Genomic DNA, 19,919 nt, shown 5'->3' on the forward strand with positions numbered 1-19,919 from the left:
CCGCTGGACGGATCTGCGCTTCGTTCGCAGCGTTGTCCAGCACGACCACAATACGCCGATCTCGCATTACGGCGCAGCACAGTGCGCTCCGTTCCATATCCGTCGACGGAACTTGGCTGATGGGTGCACCTGGTTTGGCCAACATCTGTTTTAGCGCCTCAGCCGGGGAAAGCGAGGATCATCGTCACCGCGCTGGTCGAGGACGAGACAGCCATCCACTGCAGGTTGAGTCGATCGACGGCCATAGCCATCGAGTTCTTGCCGCCACTGGGCGCATCGAACACGACCACGACGCCACCCGCGTCAGCCGCGCGTGACAGGTCCTCCAGTTCGCGCTCTCTGCCAACAATCGCCCGCACCATCGACAGCTTGTGCACCCAAGGTTCGATGATGAGCGGCCGCTGAGCGGCATCGGCCGTCTTTCGCCAAGCGGATGAAAGACTCTTTCCTTCGGCCTCGTTCAGGTTGAGGGCGGATGCCAGCACCCGACCGACCGCTCCTGGACGGAAGCCTCTTGGCCACGCTCCAATTCACGCAGTGTGCGAACACTCGGGCCTGACGACCGAGCCAAATCGCCCGCGACATCTGTGCCGCGATGCGGCACAGCAACAGGTGATGGCCAAATGACAGGCCAGTCGGGTCTTGGAGACGCCCCGCACGTGACCTATTGAACCCGTGAAATGCGGTGAGAGACAGCAGCATCACCTGACCTGACGCATCACTCGTTCAACACGCATAAGAGTGCCGCGAGAGTGACCTTTCAGCCAGGGCAACCAGGCGGGTCTCAGGATCGCCGCCCCACGACGAACCAGACGATCTCAAACCTTGATCGCCACACCCGCGAGTAGCCCCGCACACGGTCGGATGTCCGCCCCGCGAGACTTTCCCGGTGTCCAGACGCGGTGATGTAGCGGCATCAAACCAGGCTCCACGATTGCGAGTTCACCGAACATCTGCTTGATCTCCAGTTCGCCTCTGGGATGAAGACAGCGGTTGGAGCCGGCGAGCAGCCGCCCCACCTCGTCCAGATGCGAGAGTGCCAAACCTGGCGTCAGGTGTGAGATAGCTGCGGAGCTACCGGCCGCGAAAGCTGCGCAGTACCTCGGCACCACGAGTTCCGGCGCTTGCTGGGGTCCGATCAAGTGGAGCAGTCCGATAGCCAGCACGCCGACTGGCTCGCGCAGGTCAAGAATTCCTTCTCGTATCGCAGTCCACAGCACCAGATCCGCATCCAATACATTGGCGTGAACGAACCCAGCGTTGGCCTGACCACCGATCCTGGCGCGCAATTTTCCATGCTCGATCACGGCAATATCGTTGTCCACGTGCACAACCCGGATTTCCCTGCAGAGATACTCTGCAACATCCAGAGGACCACCCATGGTGGCAATTCCTGATCCCAAGTCAAGGAACTGCTTGATACCACGGTCAAGCATAAAGGACATTGCCGAGAACAAGAATGTACGGTCATGCAACAGGACCCCGCGTACCCACTCAATCACAGGAGAGTCATCAACGCAGGCACGATCGAAAGAGAAGTGATCACCACCGCCAAGAAGATAGTCCTGCATCCGAGCCGTGCTGATCATGCCCAGATCGTTCATGCTGACATTCGCCCGCGCAAACAGCACACCTTTCGAACGGCTTGTCGCGCCAGAATATTCCGCCCCATTATGACCCTTTCTACGCGGATTCTTCTACCATGCACGGAGAGCGAGTTCACCAGGGTGAATAACAGTGCGCGATTGACTCGACCTACCAGGAGAAGCTTGTGCATCGCCGCAACCAATTCGGCCCACTGCAGGCTTGTTTATTCTGGTGGATCACCGAGGACGGCCGCACTTGCACGAGCCTCGACCTCGTCCAGGATGACTGCGGATTGGCGACGAACGGCCAGCTGCAGAACTCTTCCAGCAGTGTGGCTTCTTACGGCGCATTACTTCAGGTCGGCAGCAACTTTTGGACACCGCAGGCAAAGCAACGCTCTCAGCGCACAGCGGTACGGCCAGGCCGCTGCCCGACTACCACTCCCCTGCCCAACGATCTCTCCCCACAGCCATGGACCAGCGGTGACGGGAAGCAGCGTTCGAACTCCCCCTGAGCGAACGGACGCACCAGTCCCTACAAACAGGTGCCTCATAACCAGGTCCGCACCCAAGTCGGTCAGAGAAATTCGCTGATCGCAGCAGTGCGGAAAGTAGATTCGTAGCTGACGGCGAGTTTTTCGTAGCGGTTGACCACGACTCCAGGCGACATTTGAGCCGATTGATGTCGCTCCACGATGAGGCGCTGATTTAGACCTTGAGAGCGAAGGTAGGTGGTCGGCCGCCTTCCGGCCCTTTGGCCTTGCGGGGCCGCGCTAGCCGGCCTTGCTCGGGCGCAAACACAACCTAAACGCCAAGCTCACCGACTGGCTCAATAGCGCCACCGAGAGTCTGCTAGATATTCCATACCTGCGCCATCCTATTTGATCGAACCTCAACCTAAGGTCAGCCCGAACCAGAGGGCGATGGAATGTCGCAAGAGAAGTCAAAGCAAGCCGCCAAAAGACGCAATCGATTCCCCTTCTGCCAGTGCGAACCGCAGTGACATTTGCGATTATCTACTTGAAGACATTGACCTTCTACTGGCAGATGCCTCTGAATGGGCAACCTTCACCCACAGGGAGGACAATAGGTTGTCGCCTTCTTGTCGACTGAGGGGTTTAGATGACCGACTACCTCACACCCCTGCTCTGCGGAGGCTGGCGGTGCCGGGGTGACATCAGGACGGCTACGCCATCGCGGCTTCTGTGGGGCCGCATCGGTCGCTGTCCCGTCTGGTCGGGTGGGCCCGCCTTCCTTCGCCGGACGCGGGTGGATGGCCAGCGGCAAGGCCCCGGTCAGAACGAACAGACCAAATCGTTCCAAGGCCGCGGCGTTGTCTCGATGTGAGTTGCGTTCTTCCTCGAGCTCAACGGCATAAATGAACGAGGTCGTGCATCAAGAACCTGTCCTCTGCAGTCTGGTCGAGCAGATGCACGCTCGACAGCGCAGACAGATGGCCCTGTGCCTTGGGAGGTGGCTGGTTCATGGAGGGCAGCTGCCGCTTCGTTCCGGACTGGGCCGCCTGGGGCAAGCCCAGCAGCTGGAAGGTGTCGGACATCTTCGATGGCAACGCATCACGCGAGTACGACAGAACGGTTCGCATCGCGAGAGTGTCGTTGACGGCGAACACATCCAGCGGCTGGCGCCGGGCAAGTTCGTCAGCGAGCGTCCGAAGTGGTGAGTTCAGCAAGCGACTGGGCCTTCCGCCGCGATCCGGAGTGCGCGAGGACGCCGTCCCGCGCGATCCGCAATCACCAGTGCCGCTTCAAGAGTGTGTCGATGCGGGGTCCGACAATCCAGGTCACAGCTACGCGAATGCACGAGGCACGCACCCGGGTGAAGCCGTTGTGGACGACTCTCGAGAGGAGGGCATCACTCGGCAGCAGGTCGAAGTTGCTGCCGAACTGTCGCGACTGCGAGCGCAGGGCCACCGTGAGGGGCGCTGAACCGGGGTCGGCGAACACCGGCGCCAACAGGAGGTCGTTCCACACCCGCAGGAACTGGAAGATCGTCAGTGAGGCGATCGCTGGTTTGCCAATTGGCAGGACCACCCGGCGAAAGATCATCCGCTCCTTCGCCCCGTCCATCCGGGCGGCTCCGATCAGGTTGCGCAGCAGGACGATCGCGAACGGCAGACAGAACTCGACGTGGAACAGCACGACGCCAGTAACGGTTCCGAAAGGGCCCAGCGAGCCGAAGAGCTTCGCCACCAGGAGCAATGCCACCTGCACCGGCATCACCAGCAAGCCGACCACGACGAGCGTGAACGTGTCACGGCCGGGGAAGTCGATCCAAGACAACGCGTACGCGGCCGACGCGGAGATGACGATCACCAGTGCGGTGGACCGAACCGCGATGTACAACTTGTTCAGGAGCGACTGCAGCACCGTGGAGTCCGCGAGCAGCGCCGCGTAGTTGTCGACCGCCAACTCGGCCGGTTTGACGAAGACCGTCCACCAGCCGGAAGAGGTGTTCGCCTGCTCATCATCCGTCCACGTGCCAACAACGTCGACACTCGATCCCTTCGCACTCCGTCCCCCGCGGTGCCCTGCCCACAATCGGTGACGACGAGCAGTGCGGCAAGTACGACGCTGAACTTCCTAGCGCTGGTCAGCACTCCTAGTTCCAGATGGACGACCCGGTGGCCGGATCGAAGAAGTGCAGGCGGGAGGTGTCGACCCAAACCGCGACGGGCTGGCCCTCGAACACCTTGGTGCGAGGGCTGAACCGGCCGACCAGAACGGAACGACCGTTCGCGGCCTGGAGCACGTCGTCGTCCCCGGTGTCGCCGGCCAGCGCGCGGGTGTCGGCTGTGACGACCGGTGACGCATCGACGGGGAAGTGCACGAGCACGTCAGACCCCATGGCCTCAACGAGGTCTGCGACGACGTGGAGAATCCGGTCTTCGGACGCATCAACCAGCGTGGCGTCCTCCATGTCCTCCGGCCGGATCCCCACGATGACGTCTTGGCCGATGCGGCGCTTCAGCGCGGGCCTGTCGTGCAGCACGGACGCGGGAAGCAGCAACGCGTCCGAGTTCAGCTCGAGCCACAGCTTCTCTTCTTCGCCGAACGTGAGCTTGCCGGTGACGACGTTCATGCCGGGCGAACCGATGAAGCCGGCGACGAACAGGTTCACCGGCCGGTCGTACAGCTCCTGCGGCGGACCGACCTGTTGCAGCACACCGTTCTTCATCACCGCCACCCGATCACCGAGCGTCATCGCTTCGGTCTGGTCGTGGGTGACGTACACGGTGGTGACACCAAGATCGCGTTGCATGCGGGCGATCTGAGCTCGCATCTGCACGCGGAGCTTGGCATCCAAATTCGACAAGGGCTCGTCCATCAGGAACACCTGTGGTGCCCTGACCATCGCCCTCCCCATCGCGACGCGCTGACGCTGTCCTCCGGACAGATTGCGCGGCTTCCGATCGAGATGGTCGTGCAACCCGAGCACCTTCGCGACGCGGCGCACTCGTTCGTCGATCTGCTGCTTGGGCATTTTGCGGAGGGTGAGGCCAAAAGCGATGTTGTCGTACACATTGAGATGCGGATAGAGGGCGTACGACTGGAACACCATGGCGACGTCGCGGTCCCGTGGTGCCACGTCGTTGACGACGGTGTCACCGATGTGGATCGTTCCTTCAATGATCGCTTCCAGTCCCGCGATCATCCGCAGTGCGGTGGTCTTGCCGCAACCTGACGGGCCCACGAGCACTAGGAACTCGCCATCGGCGATGCTCAGGCTCAGATCGGTCACCGCACGGGTGCCATCGGCGTATGCCTTGCCAAGCCTCGTGAGAACAACTTCTGCCACGCCAACTCCACAGGTACAACCTATGACACCGCGTCTGCGGATCGGCACAGAACGTAATCCGGGACGTCCTAAGCAGGAGTTAAGGACTTCACACGGTGTTCCGAAGGCCCAAATCTTCTGCCCCGTCGCACATGCCAGGTCCTGGTCGCTGGGCCTATCGTCGCCTGATGACAGATCACGGCCGAGTCACCGCCAAGTGCTGTGAGACCAAGTCCGCATTCCTCGAGCAGATGGTCACATCGTGATTTTCCTGCTGCGCCGAGTGTTGATCAGCACGCTCAGCTTGACAACTCGCGCGTTGCCCCCGTGTCCGCACTGGAGTGCTGACCAAGGCCGCAGGTGACGGACAACGGGTTCTGCTTCAGGGTCCGGCCGAACTCATCGCGCTGGCCGATGCCATCATGGCCGCTTCCGCAAAGGCCCAGCACCTGATCACCGTCGAACAAAGGATGACCGCGGACGAGTCACACTCGCGTGCGCGCGTCGGTGGTCGCGTTGGAACACGGTGTCGACCGGATCATCCGATCGGTCTCCACGTCCACGTCGCGCTAGGTGTGATGTCCGGGGAGGTTGCTCAGCCGGGTGATGGGTGGCTGGCCTCCGATGGCGGAGCGGGCGCGGTGGTGATTGTAGAAGTGGATCCAGCCGGGCAGGGCTGCGCGTCGTTGGGTTTCTGAGGTGTAGTGGCGGGTGTAGGCCCAGCCGTCGGCCGGGGTGCGGTGGAAGCGTTCGCTTTTGCCGAAGCTCCTATGGGTGTCAAGCGGGAGTTGGCGGTGAGGTTGGTGGCCGGGTGAGGAGTTTGTAGATCTCTCGCGCGATGTGGCGTTTGAGGCAGCGGATGATCTCTTTCTTCGTCTTGCCTTCTGTGGTTCGCCGCTCGACGTAAGCGCGTGTGGCGGGGTCCCAGGCCATGCGGGTGATCGCAAGGATGTAGAGGGCGTAGTTGGCTTGTCTGTCGCCGCCGTGGTTGAGCCGGTAGCGGACTGTCTTGCCGGAACTGGCGGGAATCGGTGCGACCCCGCAGAGGTGGGCGAAGGCGGACTCGCTGCGCAACCTGTACGGGTTGTCGCCGGCGGCGATCAGCAATGCGGCACTGGTGTGCGCACCCAGACCTTTCACCGCCAGCAGTTGCGGGGCGGCGATGTTGATCAGACGGACCAGGTGTTCGTCGAGGTCGTTGATTTCCTCGGATAGCTGGTGATAGCGGCGTGCCAGGCTGCGAAGAGCGAGCTTGGTCACCGACGTCGTGGTGGCGGGTGTAGTCCCTGGCCTCCAGCTCAGTGCCCGCTTGATGAGCTGCGGGATTGTCAGACCGCGGAGCTGGTCGCGCAGTTCGTCCGGTGCGGTGACGATCAGCGCGTGCAGCTGGTTGGCTGCCTGGCGGCGTGACTTCTGCGCGGAGCGCCGGGTCAGATGCAGGGCGCGGATCATCTCGACCGGACCGTCACCAGCTTTCGGTGTGGCGAAGGCGGTTCCGGCGAGCACCGCGCGTGCGGCGGCCTCGGCATCGATGGGATCGGATTTGCCATTGCGGCGGCGAACAGCTCGATCGGGCCGGTTGACCTCAACCACCGCGTGACTGCGGCCGCGCAGATAGCGGGTGAGGTTCGCACCCCAGCTGCCGGTTCCCTCGACTCCGAACGCGATGACCGAGCCCCAGCGCTGCGCCCATGCTTCGAGATGGCGTGAACCGGTGAGCGTGGACGGGACCGACAGATCGCCCAGGCGTCGGCCGAGCTCGTCGATCGCCACCGCGACGTGGATGTCGGAGTGGGTGTCGACGCCGACGATGACACCTGCGGGCTGTGCTGCAAGAGTTGTTGTCGTCACTGCTTGTTCCTTCCCGAACCTGGTGCAGCGGTGGCGAGAGCTGCTGGGTCCGGGAGCGGACAGAACTGCGAAGGGGCCTCTGGCCAGGCCCCTATCAAGTCACGAAACCGGGTCCGGCAGTTCTCCAGGCACGCTCAGACCGGAACCGGTCGACTCTTCGGGAACAAGGCATGAACGGCCGGTTGGTATGGGGGTCAGGCCGATCCCGGTCTGAGCGCCACACCACTCTCGCAGTTGGTCTGCGGCCGGTAGGGGCGTGTGCGTTGTGGTGTGATGCCGAGTTCGGTGCAGGCGTCGCGCCAGGCGTGGGAGCGGTAGGCGGGCCGTTGTCGGAGACGACTCGTTCGACGACGACTCCGTGCTCGCGGAACCAGGTGACTGCTCGTCGCAGGACGGAGGTGGCGGTGTCGCCTCGTTCGTCGGCGTGGATCTCGGCGTAGGCGACGCGGGAGTGGTCGTCGATGACGGTGTGCAGGAACGCTTTGCCGTTGCGTGGCAGGTAGTTGCTGCCTTTGGGACCAGGGGTGGCGCGTTTGTCGCGGTCGCCTTGTTGCCGTCCGACGAACCGGTGTCCGCCGCCGTCGGGGATGTTGCCGAACTTGGTGACATCGACATGGATCAATGAGCCGGGATGCGGATGTTCGTAGCGGCGCAATGGTTCGCCGGTGACCCGGTCGATGCGGGACAGGTGGTTGATCCGGCAGCGCACCAGTACCGCGTGCACGGTTGAGGCCGGCATCCCCAGCCGGCCGGCGATCTGGACCGGGCCGAGCCGGTGGCGCCATCGCAGACCCGCGATCCGCCGGACCATGGGCTCGGTTGTCCTGTTCGGGCTGCGGTGAGGGCGCGAGCTGCGGTCGTTCATCCCGGTCGGGCCCTCGTCACGGTAGCGCTGGGCCCATTTGCGGGCTGTCTTGTCCGCGACCATGAACAGTTTCGCCGCTTCGGCGGGCCGCAGAGTCGACCGGTGCCGGAGCGCAGGTTGATCGCGGCCGGTTGGGAGGTGCGCGGATCCGCTTGTCCTTCAACGAGTTCGGTCACAGCACCGGGCCAGAAGGACCCTTGAGCCTGGCGGCTGTGGACCAGCTCGCGCCAGGCCGCGGCTGATCGCTGACCTACGGACGAGAAGTCAGGTTGTGTGGCTCGCGAAGACCTCCATGCGAGCCACACAACCGTCGTTCAAGATCGCGTTGCCCCCTCGTCGCCATCGGGCAGGTCACTCAGATCAGCGGTGTTCGCGGTGGGCGTGACGTCGCGCGCCGAGCTCTCTGACCGCGCGTGCACATCCGCCAAACGCGCTTTCGCCCGTGCCACCAGCACCCCGGCCTCACCGGCTGCGTCCTGCGCCACCTGCTTCACCAGCGCCGTCAACAGACCATCCGCGACTTCGACGGCCTTGTCACCATCCACACCCTCGGCCACAGAGGCACTCCCTTCACGCTCGGTGCACCTCCGACCTTGCCCTGCACAGGCGCGTCACCAAGCCAGCAGCCGCGAAAACTGCCCAGCTCGTCAATGCACAGCGCCCGAATCACCTCAATACCCCCGCTCCCACTGCCCTTAAGTGCACACAACAGCGCACCAATGTCTCGACCCCGGCAATCCAAGGACCCGATATCCAATCTCGGCGATCATGGATCGCTTCAGTCGACTTTCGGAGAAGCCTTGCCATCCCTCGGAAAATCGGCGCCGTCACATGTGCTGCGCCTGGCCTGCCCGGCGGCAAGCATGAGGTGAAGGTCAGCCGAGGCGAACTCAACGAGACCATCAAGCCGAACCTCACGCTTGTCACCGAGGCTCTCGCGCGCACGATCAATTCGGCCGGTATGCGCCCGGCGATCTCGCGAGCGTGCTGTTGGTTGGTCGATCGTCGCAGATCTCGCTGGTCGCGCAGACTGTGTCAGCCGTGTTCGGCAAGCCCATGCGGGTAGCGCTGCGCCCGCCCCGCCGGTTCCCCGGCCTCCCATTCCACTTCGCTGGCTCGCCGACAGACCGACCGCCCCGCACCCGCTACGGCGGAGCCCGCGGAACGTGAGCCGCTGGTACGCCTCAACGCCCGAAGCCTGGTGGTCGTCGTGGCGGCGGCGGCCGCGGTGCTGCTGGTCGCTGGTGTCCTCACAGCCGTACTTTCAGGCGCCTCTTCCGGTGACCACCAGCCCGCATCGACGCCGACGGCTGGACCGGCCCGAGCGACCGCGGCGCACCGGACGGCACCCCGTGTGCCTTCATCCGCGACGGCCAGGACGTCACGTCGTTCCACGGCATGATCGGCTCCGACGAGAACTGGGCCGGCAGTCAGGTCACCGCGGACGGGAACGCCGCGCACCAGGCGATCACAGTCCGCGCTGCCTACGTGCATGGTAAGGGCGATGGGAGGCGAGTGACGTGGACCGGAATGAGCGCGGACCAGTTCTACCTGCAAGACCTCGCAGGGCGCCTGGACGCGCGGCCGTTCCTGGAGACCGGCACACTCACGTTCGAAGTGGTCGTGGCCAAGCGCCCCACCGCCCTGGTGACGCTCGCTGCTCGCTGCCACCCCCCGTGCCGAGCACCGCTGAACGCCACCGAACTGTTCAGGCAGCTTCCCCAGAGCAAGCAGACGACCGCGCGAATTCCTCTCTCATGTTTCGCTTCCCAAGGCCTTGATTCGTCCAATGTGGACGTGCTGTTCCCGGTGCACACCACCAGCGCGTTCGAGGCGACGTTCGCACAGATCCACTAGGAAGCGGACGGTACGAAACAGGCCAACCAGTGACCGACTGCACCTCTCTGGGCTGACGCGCGGACTGGACTCGGATCCACACGCCCCCGATCCCGGTCGTTCAAGGTCTCAAAGCGGTACCGCAACATCTCCACGCCTCGTCACCGATCTCCTAACAGAACCCCAATGCGCGATAACAATTTACTCCACTCCGATCAACCCCGACGCCTGACCATGATCACAGGTGCACACCATCACGCTTTCAGGCCCCTGCCGACGCACCACATCCACACTGCGGAGCGATGAATACTTGACCTCCGAGACATGGAAGCTTCTTCAGAGAAGAGCGAAATCGCGGGCAACTTACCCGGAATCGCGCACCACTACCGACATGCGTTCGGCTGGGACGTCGAGGCGCGGGGGAGAATTGCTCGAGGTTCGACTGAGCGGAGCACTCGCATCGTTCATCTTGCAGCCAGGGGACCTCTCGAAGGTCTCCACACACGTCGAAGCCGCCGGCGACCCGTTCGTCGCCCCTGCGGCTGCCCGCCAGAAACACGGAGCGTGGCGGTTCTGGATGGAACGCGAGCGCTCCCGTCAGCCCTGATACCAGGAAATCCATCCGGATCAGTACTTCCGGGTAGAGTTCCGTGGCCATCGGGCCCTATTCAGCCGGACGACGTGGACTCACGACGCGACACCCTCCAACGTGGACTGCGTCGTTCTACAGGAGGAACCGTGTCTCATCCAGTTGGCGAACTGCTATTGACGCTGAGACGCGCTTTTGCCATCGCGAACGACCAAGAAGGAGTGGAACAGGTCGTAGACCTGCTCACTGCGATGGCGAGCGCGGACGAGGCCGATTCCGCAAGAACACGCGGAGACGCGGCCGCGATGACGTTCCACATCGAAGTACTCAACCAACAGCTGCAGAAATTGCGCTCTGCGGATTTCTTCGCCGAAGATCAGCACCTCCGATAAGAAGCATTCGTGTCGGTGCGACAGAACACCCCGCACGATCTGGCGCACGCGATTATGCCCGGCTCACACAAGAGCAGCGTATGATCGTTTCTCAAGGCCAGCACTCGTCCACTCAGACGTCGACGTCGGGTACGTCTGCATTCGCGACGAGTTGATCAGGCGCTCACATAGCGAACCGGGATGGTTGACGAACCGGGTGAACAGCGTCGCACCACCGGCCCGCCCCCAACTACTCACGACGCCGGCGACGTGCGGAACGACAGGCGCCGACTTGCTGGACACAAAGCCGTTGTGCACGTCGACGACCACCAGCACGCTCTTGGCCAGACCCACCTGATCATTCTCCGCTCGCATCTCGCAACAACTCCGCGCGGTCGTGAGATGCCTGCCCAACTCGCTGTTTTCCAGCACTGCCCGCCGCATCGCGGCGTGCTGCGCTGTCCCGTGCGATCTGGTCATGGTCAACCTCGACCTGACCACACGGACCCAACGCCACCCTTACTCGGGGTGCAACTGGATCACATCCTTGTTCCACCTGCTCGTGCACGCGGTGGCAACAACACCACAACGCCTGGACAAGGAGCTCGCAGTCGAGCGATGAGCCTTGGGAGCACGGAGTGGGAGCAGATTGGGAGCAACTCCGTGCGTTGAACATGACGGAACGGTCCTCAATGGACCTGAACGGAACCGCGCTGACCTGCAGGAGTCTCGTTTCCGCAGGTCAGCACATTCTCGGCACTATAGTTCACACCGAAGAGGTCACTGGTTCGATCCCAGTATCGCCCACACAACCCGAAAGCCTCTGACCTGCGAAGGTCGGGGGCTTTCGGGTTTCTCGGGCACGTGCGGCCCCCTCGCTTCGGGGCCTCGGTGCAGAAAGTGGTGCTAAACCGGTGCGTGCTCGAGGAAAAGCATCATCTGCTCTAGGATCCAGGTGCTGTGGTTCCGCCTCGGAACCGACGGAGCCTTCACGCTCCGAATCGGATTGAGACTGATGTACTTCCACAACACCGCCACGCTCATCGCAGAGCTGAGCATGATGTGCACACTCTTGACGGTCTTCGGCGCGAGCCCAGGCACCTGAGGCTTCGGGATGCGACCGACCTCGTAACGCCGGACTGCACTGCGCGCAGTGGTGTAGGGCACACTTACCTTGTCGGCGATCTCCCTTGGTCGAATCTCCCGATCCGCAGCCCGAGCCTTCTTCCACAGCTCGTACATCTCGCCGTTGGTGTTGCGCTTCTGACGCCCCTCCGTGAGCAGGTAGTCGTAGAGGGCAGCGACCATTGACGGCACGAAGTCCTGCATCAGGCGCTTCCCCACGATCGGCATCACGTAGATCCGTGCCAAAGTCTCGTAGTTGGCCGCTGTCGTCGGTTCAGTGGTGAGGCGAACCTCGGTCCCGGAAGGTGATCGGCTGGGCCACCGCCGACCACCTGCGCACCGTTCTGGTTGAACAGGCCCTGCGCAACGCCATCACCCAGCGCGCTGCCCCGCACCCGGCGTGATCTTCCGCTCCGACAGGGGCTGTCAACACACCTCCGGCCAGTACACCCGCGCGGCAGCCGACACCGGGGTGCGGCTCTCGTTCGGCCACAAGGGCCGATGCTGGCACAACACCCGGCGCCGGCATTCCAGCCTCGGCTACATCAGTCCTGCCGCGTACGAATCGACCCGATGTCAGCCGACCTGGCGGTTCAACCTGCCTGTGTTTCGCTTCTCCGCGAACCGGAGTCCGGCCGGGTTACCACGTCCACCACTTGCACCCGCCGTAGCCCGAGTACGGCGGTGGCTTGTAGTGACCCCAGACGAGGTTCGCCTGGACCTCGAAACTGTTCATCTCCCAGTCGTTGTTCGCGTACTTCCTCGAGTGGGCGGTCGCCAGCCCGTAGTCGATCGCGAAGGCGGCGAAGCCACCAGGGCCGGTGTAGTTGCCGGTCTGCCAGCTGTGCACCTGTTCGTGTCTGGGCAGGTTGGCCGCGTTCTCCTCCGACACTGCCGTCCCGTGCTGACGCCGCATCCTCAGGCGCTCGATCGCTTCGCACTGCGTCAGGCGGTTGAAGAGGTCGAGACCCTTTGGGAAGAAGAAGTAGTCCCCGTAAGTCACCGGGTGACCGTTGTACCCCCAGCCGAAGCAGATCCGCTGCCAGCGACCGACGTAGCACGGCGTGTTGTTCACAAACGCCGTCTGGACGCCGTAGGCGTTGCCTCCGTTGGTCACGTTGGAGCCCCACGAACTGACGTCCTGCAGCCAGATGTTCGACGCTGACTCGCCCAGCGGCGAGGTGGCCTCACCGGACAGGTTGCGCACCTTCACGCGGATCTGCCACACCACACCCGCAGGGCGCTGCCAGATCTCGGCCGAGTTCCCGGAGGTGGTCGCCAGTGGCAGCCACCAGCCGTCGTCGGAGGCGTTGCGGAACTCGACGTTGTAGACCGCTCCCGGCGTCGGACTCGACGGCCAGGACACGAACACCCTCGCGGTCGTGCGTTCGGCCCATGCGTCGACCTTGGTGGGCGCGACCGGCGCGGGCGGCATCGGCTTCACCGTCACCACGTTCGACTGCGCGCCCTGGCCGCCCTCGTTCGCGGCTCGCACCATGAACGAGTAGTTGTAGCCGTTGATCAGATTCGTTGCCGCATAAGCGGTCGAGTGGATTGGGTTCGGGTAGTAGTACCAGTCGTTGTGGCCTTCGGGCTTGAAGTACACCCAGTAGTAGTCAGCGCCGCTGGCGGCGTTCCACGACAAGAACGCGTTGCGGTCACCTACCGTCACGGCCAGGTTCCCCGGTGCGGAAGGCAACGGCTGGAACGGTTTCGCACTGACCACGTTGGACGGTGGACTCTGCCCGCCGAGGTTGGCCGCGGTGACGCGGAACTCGTAGGAGAACCCGTTCAACAGACCTGTTGCGGTGAAAGAGGTTCCGGTCCCGGGGTACTGGAAGTGGTACCAGTCGCGGTGACCCTGCGGCCGGTAGTAGACCCAGTAGTAGACCGAACCGCTCGGGCTCGCGTTCCAGCTCAACGACACCTGCTTGTTGCCCGCCGTGGCGCGCAGGTTCGTCGGTGGGGCGGGCGCGGGCGGCACGGGACGGGCACGCACGACGTTCGACGCGGCGCTCTCCCCCGCCACGTTGCCGGAGATCACCCGGAACTCGTACTCGGTCCCGTTGGCCAGTGGCTTCACCGTCATCGCCCACGAGGAAGCCGGGTCCTCCAGACGCTTCCACCCCGAAATGGAGGTGGCATTGCGGTACTCGACCCAGAAGTAGGTCGCGTGCTCGACGGCGTTCCAGCCGAGGCCGACCTCGTTGTTGCCCGCGATGGCGGTCAGCGAGGCAGGCGCGGGGACCGGCGGCAACGGCCGGGCGCTCACCACCGCGCTGGCCCGGCTGTCGCCGGCCCAGTTCGTGGCAGCGACCTTGAACTCGTAGATCTGGCCGTTGGTCAGCGAACCGATGGTCGCCGTGGTCGCGCTGAACGGCAGTTCGAGCTTCCGCCAGCCCTCGGGACCGAAAACGTTGCGGTAGTAGACCCAGTAGTAGACGCCGGACGTGGGGCTCGCGGTCCAGTTCAGCACGACCTGGCTGTTGCCGGGCGTGGCGACGAGGCCCGTGGGCGGCTGTGGCAGGCCGCCGAGCGACGTGACCTGCACGGTGTTCGACTGCGGACCGAGTCCACGGGAGTTCTCGGCACGCACGTAGAACTCGTAGCGGTGCCCGTGCTTCAGACCGTCCCACGACGTGAAGGTGTTCTCGGTCGGCAACTCGGCGCGGGTGAACCCCGTTTCCGTCTCGTCGTCGAGGTCACGCCGGTACACCCAGTAGAACAGCTTCGGTCCGGCCGAATCCCATTGCAGGTCAACACTTCCGTCACCGGCAGCCTGACCACGCAGTCCGGCCGGCGCGTTCGGGAACGCGATCGACGCGGTGGCGCCGCGCACGTCCGAGTCAGGTCCGTCGCCGGCGAGGTTCGTGGCGGTGATCTTGAACTCGTACGGCTGCCCGTGCTTCAGATCCGTGACTGTGAACTGTGCTTCCGACGCGGGCGCCCCCAGCCTGTTCAACGGCTTGCCCGCCTCGCCGTACGCGACCCAGTAGAAGACGTTGGGCAGCGCGTTCCAGGTCAGTTTGACCTCGCCGTTGGACGTCGGCGTGGCCGTCAGTCCGGTCACCTTGGGCGGCAACGGAGGCATCGGCTTCGCGGACACGACGTTGCTGGTCGCGCCCTCGCCGCCGGCCGTGGTCGCGGTGACCTTGAACTCGTAGGTGCTGCCGTTCGCGAGCAGCCCCGCGGTGAACGAGGTCCCGGTGGTGACGGGGTACTCGAGCCGGGTGAAGTTCTGGTCGTCCACGTTGCGCTGGTAGATCCAGTACCAGGCGTTGGGAACGGCGTTCCAGCTCAGCGCGACCGTGCCGTCGCCGGCCACCGCGGTGAGGCCAGACGGCGCGGGAGGCGGGTTGTAGCGCGCGGTCGCCTGCACCACAGCGCTCATGGGACCCTCGCCGCCGGTGTTGATCGCGGACACCTTGAACTCGTAGACGTGGTCCTTGATCAGCCCACCCGGCGAGAACGTCGTGCCGGTCGTGACCGGGTACTTGAGCTGCGTGAACTCCTCCTCTTCCGCCGAGACATCACGCTGGTAGATCCAGTACCAGTGCCCGTCGCCGGTCGAGTTCCACTGCAGCTTCACGCTGCCGTCGCCCTGCGAGACAGCGGTGAGGCCGGAAGGCGTCGCAGGCACGTCGAACCGCGCGGTTGCCCGCGCTGGAGCCGACTTCGCGGACTCCACGTTGTGACGGTTGATCGACGAGACAACGAACTCGTAGACGTCGCCCTTCGTCAACCAACCCGGCGTGGCGCTCGTACCGTTCACCACGGGATGTTCGAGCTGGTGGAACTCCTCCTCCTTCGAGACGTTGCGCTGGTAGACCCAGTACCAGTGGCCTTCGCCGGTCGAACTCCACTGCAGCTTCACGCTGCCGTCGCCCTGCGCGACCGCGGTCAGCCCGGTCGGAGCGGGTGGCGGCGCGGCCACCACCGCGGCCTGCACGGGATTGGACGGCGGGCTGTCGCCACCACCGTTGCGCGCGCTGACCCGAAACTCGAAGGTGTGCCCCGGCACCAGGTTGGTGATGGTGTGCTCGGTGCTCGACGGGTTCGAGAACCACACCTCGGTGAAGTCGGTGTGCTGGGCCGTGACGTCGCGCTTGAACAGCCGGTACTGCACGTTCGTCGTGCCGGGAACGGCGTTCCACTGCAGCTTCACGTCGGCGTCGGTGCCGGGCGTGGCGCGGAGGTTGGCGGGCGCGGGCGGCGGGGTGACCTGTGCGGTGGCGCTGACGGTCGTGGAGAACACGCCCTCACCGCTGGAGTTGACCGCGCTGACGCGGAACTCGTAGGTGTGCCCGTTCTTGAGCCCGCCCAGCTCCTCGAAGTTGGTGTCGACGGTGTTGTGGCCGCGACTGAAGTGCGTCTGCCCCGCGGTGACGTCCCTTCGGTAGAGCCAGAAGTTCAGCCCGCTCGGCGCGTTCCAGCTGACCCGCCCGGTTCCGTCGGTGTTGAACGAGACCGCGACACCGGTCGGCGCCGCCGGTCCGGTGGGCGCCGTGCGCGGCCACGTGATGTCGACGAACCGCGGCCGGTAGATCCGCACATCGCGGTAGTTGTCGCCTTCGTCGAGGCTGTTCAGGTTGTACGACATCAGCAACTTGCCCGGATCAGCCTGCTCCTGGTGCAGCTGCGCGTCGTACGCGAACTTCATGATGCCGTCGGGTTCCGGCGCCTTGTGCAGGTAGCTGGGCCCGACGAACGGCCCCGTGGGACTGCTTGCGGTGTACGCGACGAACCACGGGCTGAAGCCCACGTTGCCGTCGTGCGTGACGAGAACGATCTGACCGTCCTTGCGCACCACCGAGAAAGCCGTGCCACCGCCCGAGAACAGCCGCTTGGACTGCGCTTCGTCACTCACCCAGCCCGTGCCGTTCCAGTACTGCCACGCCGCCGCGAGATTGCCGCTCGCGGCCCTCGCGACGTGGGCGAACTTGTACCCGTCCACGTCCTCCGTGCCGTAGACGTAGTCGAACCCGCCCTCGGTGAAGATCGCGGTACCCCACCCGACCTTGTTCGCCCGATCGAGGTCCACCACGCTCGCGACGGTCAACGCCGGCAGGGTGAACGTGACCAGCGACGTACCGATCCGGCGGAACCCGAGCGGCCCTTCACCCGCGTTCTCGTACCGGCCGTAGAGCGCTTTCAACGCTCCACCCTGGACGGTCGCGGCACCGATCCAGTAGAAGTGCGCCGGATTGCTGCCCGTGACGAGTGTCGTCGGGTTCTGCGCGGTACCGCCGTGCACGGTCTGGACCAGCTGGTTGCCCTGCTGCACCACGATGGAGTTGCGGATGAACGGCGCGGTCCTCGGCCTGCTGTGGTCAGCGTTGACGCTGCCGAGGAACGTGTCGGAGAAGAGCCAGGCGACCCGGCCGTCCGGCAGCGGCACGGAGACCGTGCTGTCACCACCGGTCCAGTGGCCGCCTTGGTTGCCGTAGGCGTTGAACTGGTTGTTCAGGTCGGCTGACGGCGTCGCCTGCACCTGCGGTGGTACCGCGATGAGGCTGAACAACATCAACAAGGACAGCATGAACCGGCGTCTCACCGCGTACCCCCAGGCAGTTGCAGTGACGAAGTAGAGGGACTGTACATACGAGACGATCCGGTGCAACAGCACTGAACGGGCTATGCACCGGTTCAACGGGTCTCGCCAGACTCCACCAACACCGAAACTGTCACCTGCGGAACTGTGAAGACGTGACTGGTCGTACGAGGAGGTGAACGGCCGCACTAAGGCGCTTCCAACTCCCGTGGAGCGGTATCGGTGGAAGGCCGTGTGCCAGAGATCGCGTCCGCGTCCTGGGCCTGTCGAGCTTCGTGCGCGGTCAGCGATTGCCGAGCCAGGGTTCGGGCCGTGTCCGCGTTGCCTGCCACGAGTAGCCAGCGCAGCAAGTTCTCGATCAGTCGTGCCGTCTCAGCAGACCTGCAGTCGACGGCCTTTGAGTGGACGACATGGGGGAACAGGGTCGCGTACAGCGGCCAGTTGGCCGCGTCATCCGGGTCTCCCGGATCGTGTGCGGCGAGCGCGGCGTGTACGGCGTGCCGTGACTTTTCCTGCAGTTCCAAATCCATCTGACCGCGGACGACGACCTGGAGCAGCGGGTGCAGGGCGAGGCTGTCGTCGCGGCGGTCGACCTCGACAAGGCTGCACTGAGCAAGGTGCTGGAGGGCGTTTCGCAAGCGGATCGTCTCGTACGGCTCCCGGTCATCTGACTCAGACTCGGAGGTCCGTTCGGCCTTGGCCACGAGGGCGTGAGGTATGCGTGCCGGCGCGAAGAACGCGCACAGACGGAGGAGTGACAGTGCCTGTCGGTCTTCGGCTTTGATCCGCGCCAGGGGAACGTTCCAGATTGCTCCGACAGGCAGTGCGTGATCGCCGCCAGATTGTTGAACTTGCAGCAGCGCGGTGCCGTCTCCCGCCAGCAGCCGGAGGCATTCGGACACCGAGGTGCCTGTCCGGCTGAGCCACGAGCCCACCTGGTCCACTGCCGCGGGAAGATCACCGAGCGCTTCCGCGAGCTCGTCGGCGTCGATGTCCACACCACGACGGCGCAGGAGCTCCCTGCTTTCCGCACGGGTGAACAGACCTACCCTGACGGGCCGTGCCACGCCTTCCCAAAAGGGGTTTCGTGACGTGATGAGGACGTGTCCGCGGCCTCCCGGCAGGAAGCCGCGGATCGAGTCAGGTCGTTCAGCGTTGTCGAACACGAGAAGCCACCTGCGATGACTTTCGCTGACTCGCAACGCTTCGAGCACGGCCGGCACGGCGATCTCCGCGCTCGAAGCCTGGATGTTCATCCGCTTCGCCAGCTCCACGAATGCGTGGTGCACAGTCGCTTGGTGCTCAGCGGAGATCCACCAGACCATGTCGTAGTCACCAGCGTGCCGGTGGACGTATTCGACAACGAGTTGCGACTTGCCTGTCCCTGCCGTGCCGTGGAGCACCTGTGGTCGAGCAGGAGACCCGTCCAGCGGAACCAGTTGATGGCCTAGATGCCGAAGCAGCTCGGCTCGTCCGGCGAAGTCGGGATTGCGAGACGGTACCGGTCCCCACACCGCCGGCGGAGGGCTGTCCTTCCACGCCGCTACGTTCATCACCTGTTCAGGCGTCGCGACCGCGTCTGCGATGGTGGCGACGGCGACCCGTTCCGCCTGCAACACCTTCGCCAAGGTATCCAGCTGTGTCAGCTGTTCCTCGAGTTCGGCGATCTTCGTCTGGTCCTTCTCCCGAGTCGCACGCTCGGCGGCCAGTTGATCCTGGATCATGTCGATGTCCTGCTCGACCACAGCGATGCGGTCGGCCAGCCTGCCGTCGCGATCCTCCAACTCGACCTCGTGGACGATCAGGATGTTCTTGTTCGCGGCCGCGGCGTAGAGCAGATCCCGACCTTGATCGCGTTCCTCGTGAGTGAGGCCGGCATCGGTACTTGCTTTCACCCAGTCTTGAAAACGGCGCAACCACGCGAGTTTGGGCAGTCGCTCACCGCTGAGGTAGCGGGACATGCTCCCCGCCCCCATGCCCAACTCGGCTTCCAGCTTCTGGGAGGTCAGCCCCGTTCGCTTTCGCAGCATCCTGAGGTACTCGGCGAACTCCCGGCTCTCGTGCGCAAGGTCCCGCTTGCCTTCGAGGTTGGCCAGGGACCTGCCAGTCTTCGGTGGATCATCCTCATCGCCACTTCCCACACCCTCACCCGTCTCCATTTGCCACCCCCGCAAACTGCGGTCTGCCTGACAAGAACATTTTTGCTCATTACGCAAATGCGCCAGCGCTGGTGAACTCGCTACCGAGATTGTTCCCCATACTGGAATGGATGGTGCAGGAACGTGCACAAGCCAGCCGATGAGCAACGGGGTCGTGACATCCGGGCAATGATGTGGCTCCTGTTCCGGAT

At 64.1% G+C, this 19,919-nt stretch carries 12 protein-coding genes and 3 pseudogenes; 1 reads left to right on the forward strand and 14 read right to left on the reverse strand.

The genetic code is table 11. From position 1 onward, the window contains the following. Window positions 1–158: 158 nt before the first annotated feature. From PV646_RS37705 to PV646_RS37745, 9 genes and pseudogenes are all read right to left on the reverse strand, one after another. Entirely contained in the window at window positions 159–485 is a 327-nt protein-coding gene (locus tag PV646_RS37705; RefSeq protein WP_500347107.1) for a hypothetical protein, read from the reverse strand. Between the two features lie 333 nt (window positions 486–818). Next, on the reverse strand, window positions 819–1,604 hold the full coding sequence (locus tag PV646_RS37710; protein ID WP_500347109.1) for an SAM-dependent methyltransferase: 786 nt from the start codon (window positions 1,602–1,604) through the stop codon (window positions 819–821). A 1,348-nt stretch (window positions 1,605–2,952) separates the two neighbouring features. Then, window positions 2,953–3,276 carry a hypothetical protein gene (locus PV646_RS37715; protein ID WP_500347110.1) on the reverse strand — a complete coding sequence of 108 codons (324 nt, stop codon included), beginning with the start codon at window positions 3,274–3,276 and terminating at the stop codon, window positions 2,953–2,955. A gap of 160 nt (window positions 3,277–3,436) precedes the next feature. Then, window positions 3,437–4,048 (reverse strand): annotated as a pseudogene (locus PV646_RS37720) (carbohydrate ABC transporter permease); the annotation flags it as partial. 157 nt (window positions 4,049–4,205) lie between these two features. After that, window positions 4,206–5,402 (reverse strand): ABC transporter ATP-binding protein, encoded by a 1,197-nt coding sequence (locus PV646_RS37725; RefSeq protein ID WP_500347706.1) that lies wholly within the window; start codon window positions 5,400–5,402, stop codon window positions 4,206–4,208. 548 nt (window positions 5,403–5,950) lie between these two features. Then, a pseudogene (locus PV646_RS37730) lies at window positions 5,951–6,142 on the reverse strand (integrase core domain-containing protein); the annotation flags it as partial. A gap of 16 nt (window positions 6,143–6,158) precedes the next feature. After that, window positions 6,159–7,232: an IS110 family RNA-guided transposase gene (locus PV646_RS37735; RefSeq protein WP_500347112.1), complete on the reverse strand. Its 1,074-nt coding sequence runs from the start codon at window positions 7,230–7,232 to the stop codon at window positions 6,159–6,161. A 226-nt stretch (window positions 7,233–7,458) separates the two neighbouring features. After that, window positions 7,459–8,175, reverse strand: a pseudogene (locus PV646_RS37740) (DDE-type integrase/transposase/recombinase); the annotation flags it as partial. 236 nt (window positions 8,176–8,411) lie between these two features. Then, on the reverse strand, window positions 8,412–8,654 hold the full coding sequence (locus PV646_RS37745; RefSeq protein ID WP_500347114.1) for a hypothetical protein: 243 nt from the start codon (window positions 8,652–8,654) through the stop codon (window positions 8,412–8,414). A gap of 841 nt (window positions 8,655–9,495) precedes the next feature. Between PV646_RS37745 and PV646_RS37750 the strand changes: the two genes are divergently transcribed. Continuing rightward, on the forward strand, window positions 9,496–9,954 hold the full coding sequence (locus tag PV646_RS37750; RefSeq protein WP_500347116.1) for a putative glycoside hydrolase: 459 nt from the start codon (window positions 9,496–9,498) through the stop codon (window positions 9,952–9,954). Between the two features lie 741 nt (window positions 9,955–10,695). Here PV646_RS37750 and PV646_RS37755 read toward each other — a convergent pair. From PV646_RS37755 to fxsT, 5 genes are all read right to left on the reverse strand, one after another. Next, the gene (locus PV646_RS37755) at window positions 10,696–10,962 is read right to left on the reverse strand and encodes a hypothetical protein (RefSeq protein ID WP_500347118.1); all 267 of its coding nucleotides are present in this window, start codon (window positions 10,960–10,962) and stop codon (window positions 10,696–10,698) included. 15 nt (window positions 10,963–10,977) lie between these two features. After that, the gene (locus tag PV646_RS37760) at window positions 10,978–11,373 is read right to left on the reverse strand and encodes a hypothetical protein (protein WP_500347120.1); all 396 of its coding nucleotides are present in this window, start codon (window positions 11,371–11,373) and stop codon (window positions 10,978–10,980) included. Window positions 11,374–11,799: 426 nt separating this feature from the next. Continuing rightward, on the reverse strand, window positions 11,800–12,249 hold the full coding sequence (locus PV646_RS37765) for a hypothetical protein (protein ID WP_500347122.1): 450 nt from the start codon (window positions 12,247–12,249) through the stop codon (window positions 11,800–11,802). 409 nt (window positions 12,250–12,658) lie between these two features. Next, window positions 12,659–17,557, reverse strand: coding sequence for a DUF5005 domain-containing protein (locus PV646_RS37770; protein ID WP_500347123.1), 4,899 nt, complete (start codon window positions 17,555–17,557; stop codon window positions 12,659–12,661). 200 nt (window positions 17,558–17,757) lie between these two features. Next, window positions 17,758–19,728 (reverse strand): FxSxx-COOH system tetratricopeptide repeat protein, encoded by a 1,971-nt coding sequence (fxsT, locus tag PV646_RS37775; protein WP_500347125.1) that lies wholly within the window; start codon window positions 19,726–19,728, stop codon window positions 17,758–17,760. Window positions 19,729–19,919 lie beyond the last annotated feature (191 nt).

Origin of the sequence: Streptomyces sp. ID05-26A (assembly GCF_033794685.1) — a bacterium.
GTDB lineage: Bacteria > Actinomycetota > Actinomycetes > Mycobacteriales > Pseudonocardiaceae > Lentzea.

Excerpts from the sequence above, each read along its gene's own strand:
- PV646_RS37750 (WP_500347116.1), top strand. The coding sequence starts at position 9,496 with ATGATCGGCTCCGACGAGAACTGGGCCGGCAGTCAGGTCACCGCGGAC.
- fxsT (WP_500347125.1), bottom strand. The coding sequence starts at position 19,728 with ATGGAGACGGGTGAGGGTGTGGGAAGTGGCGATGAGGATGATCCACCG.
- PV646_RS37710 (WP_500347109.1), bottom strand. The coding sequence starts at position 1,604 with ATGAACGATCTGGGCATGATCAGCACGGCTCGGATGCAGGACTATCTT.
- PV646_RS37770 (WP_500347123.1), bottom strand. The coding sequence starts at position 17,557 with ATGCTGTCCTTGTTGATGTTGTTCAGCCTCATCGCGGTACCACCGCAG.
- PV646_RS37760 (WP_500347120.1), bottom strand. The coding sequence starts at position 11,373 with ATGACCAGATCGCACGGGACAGCGCAGCACGCCGCGATGCGGCGGGCA.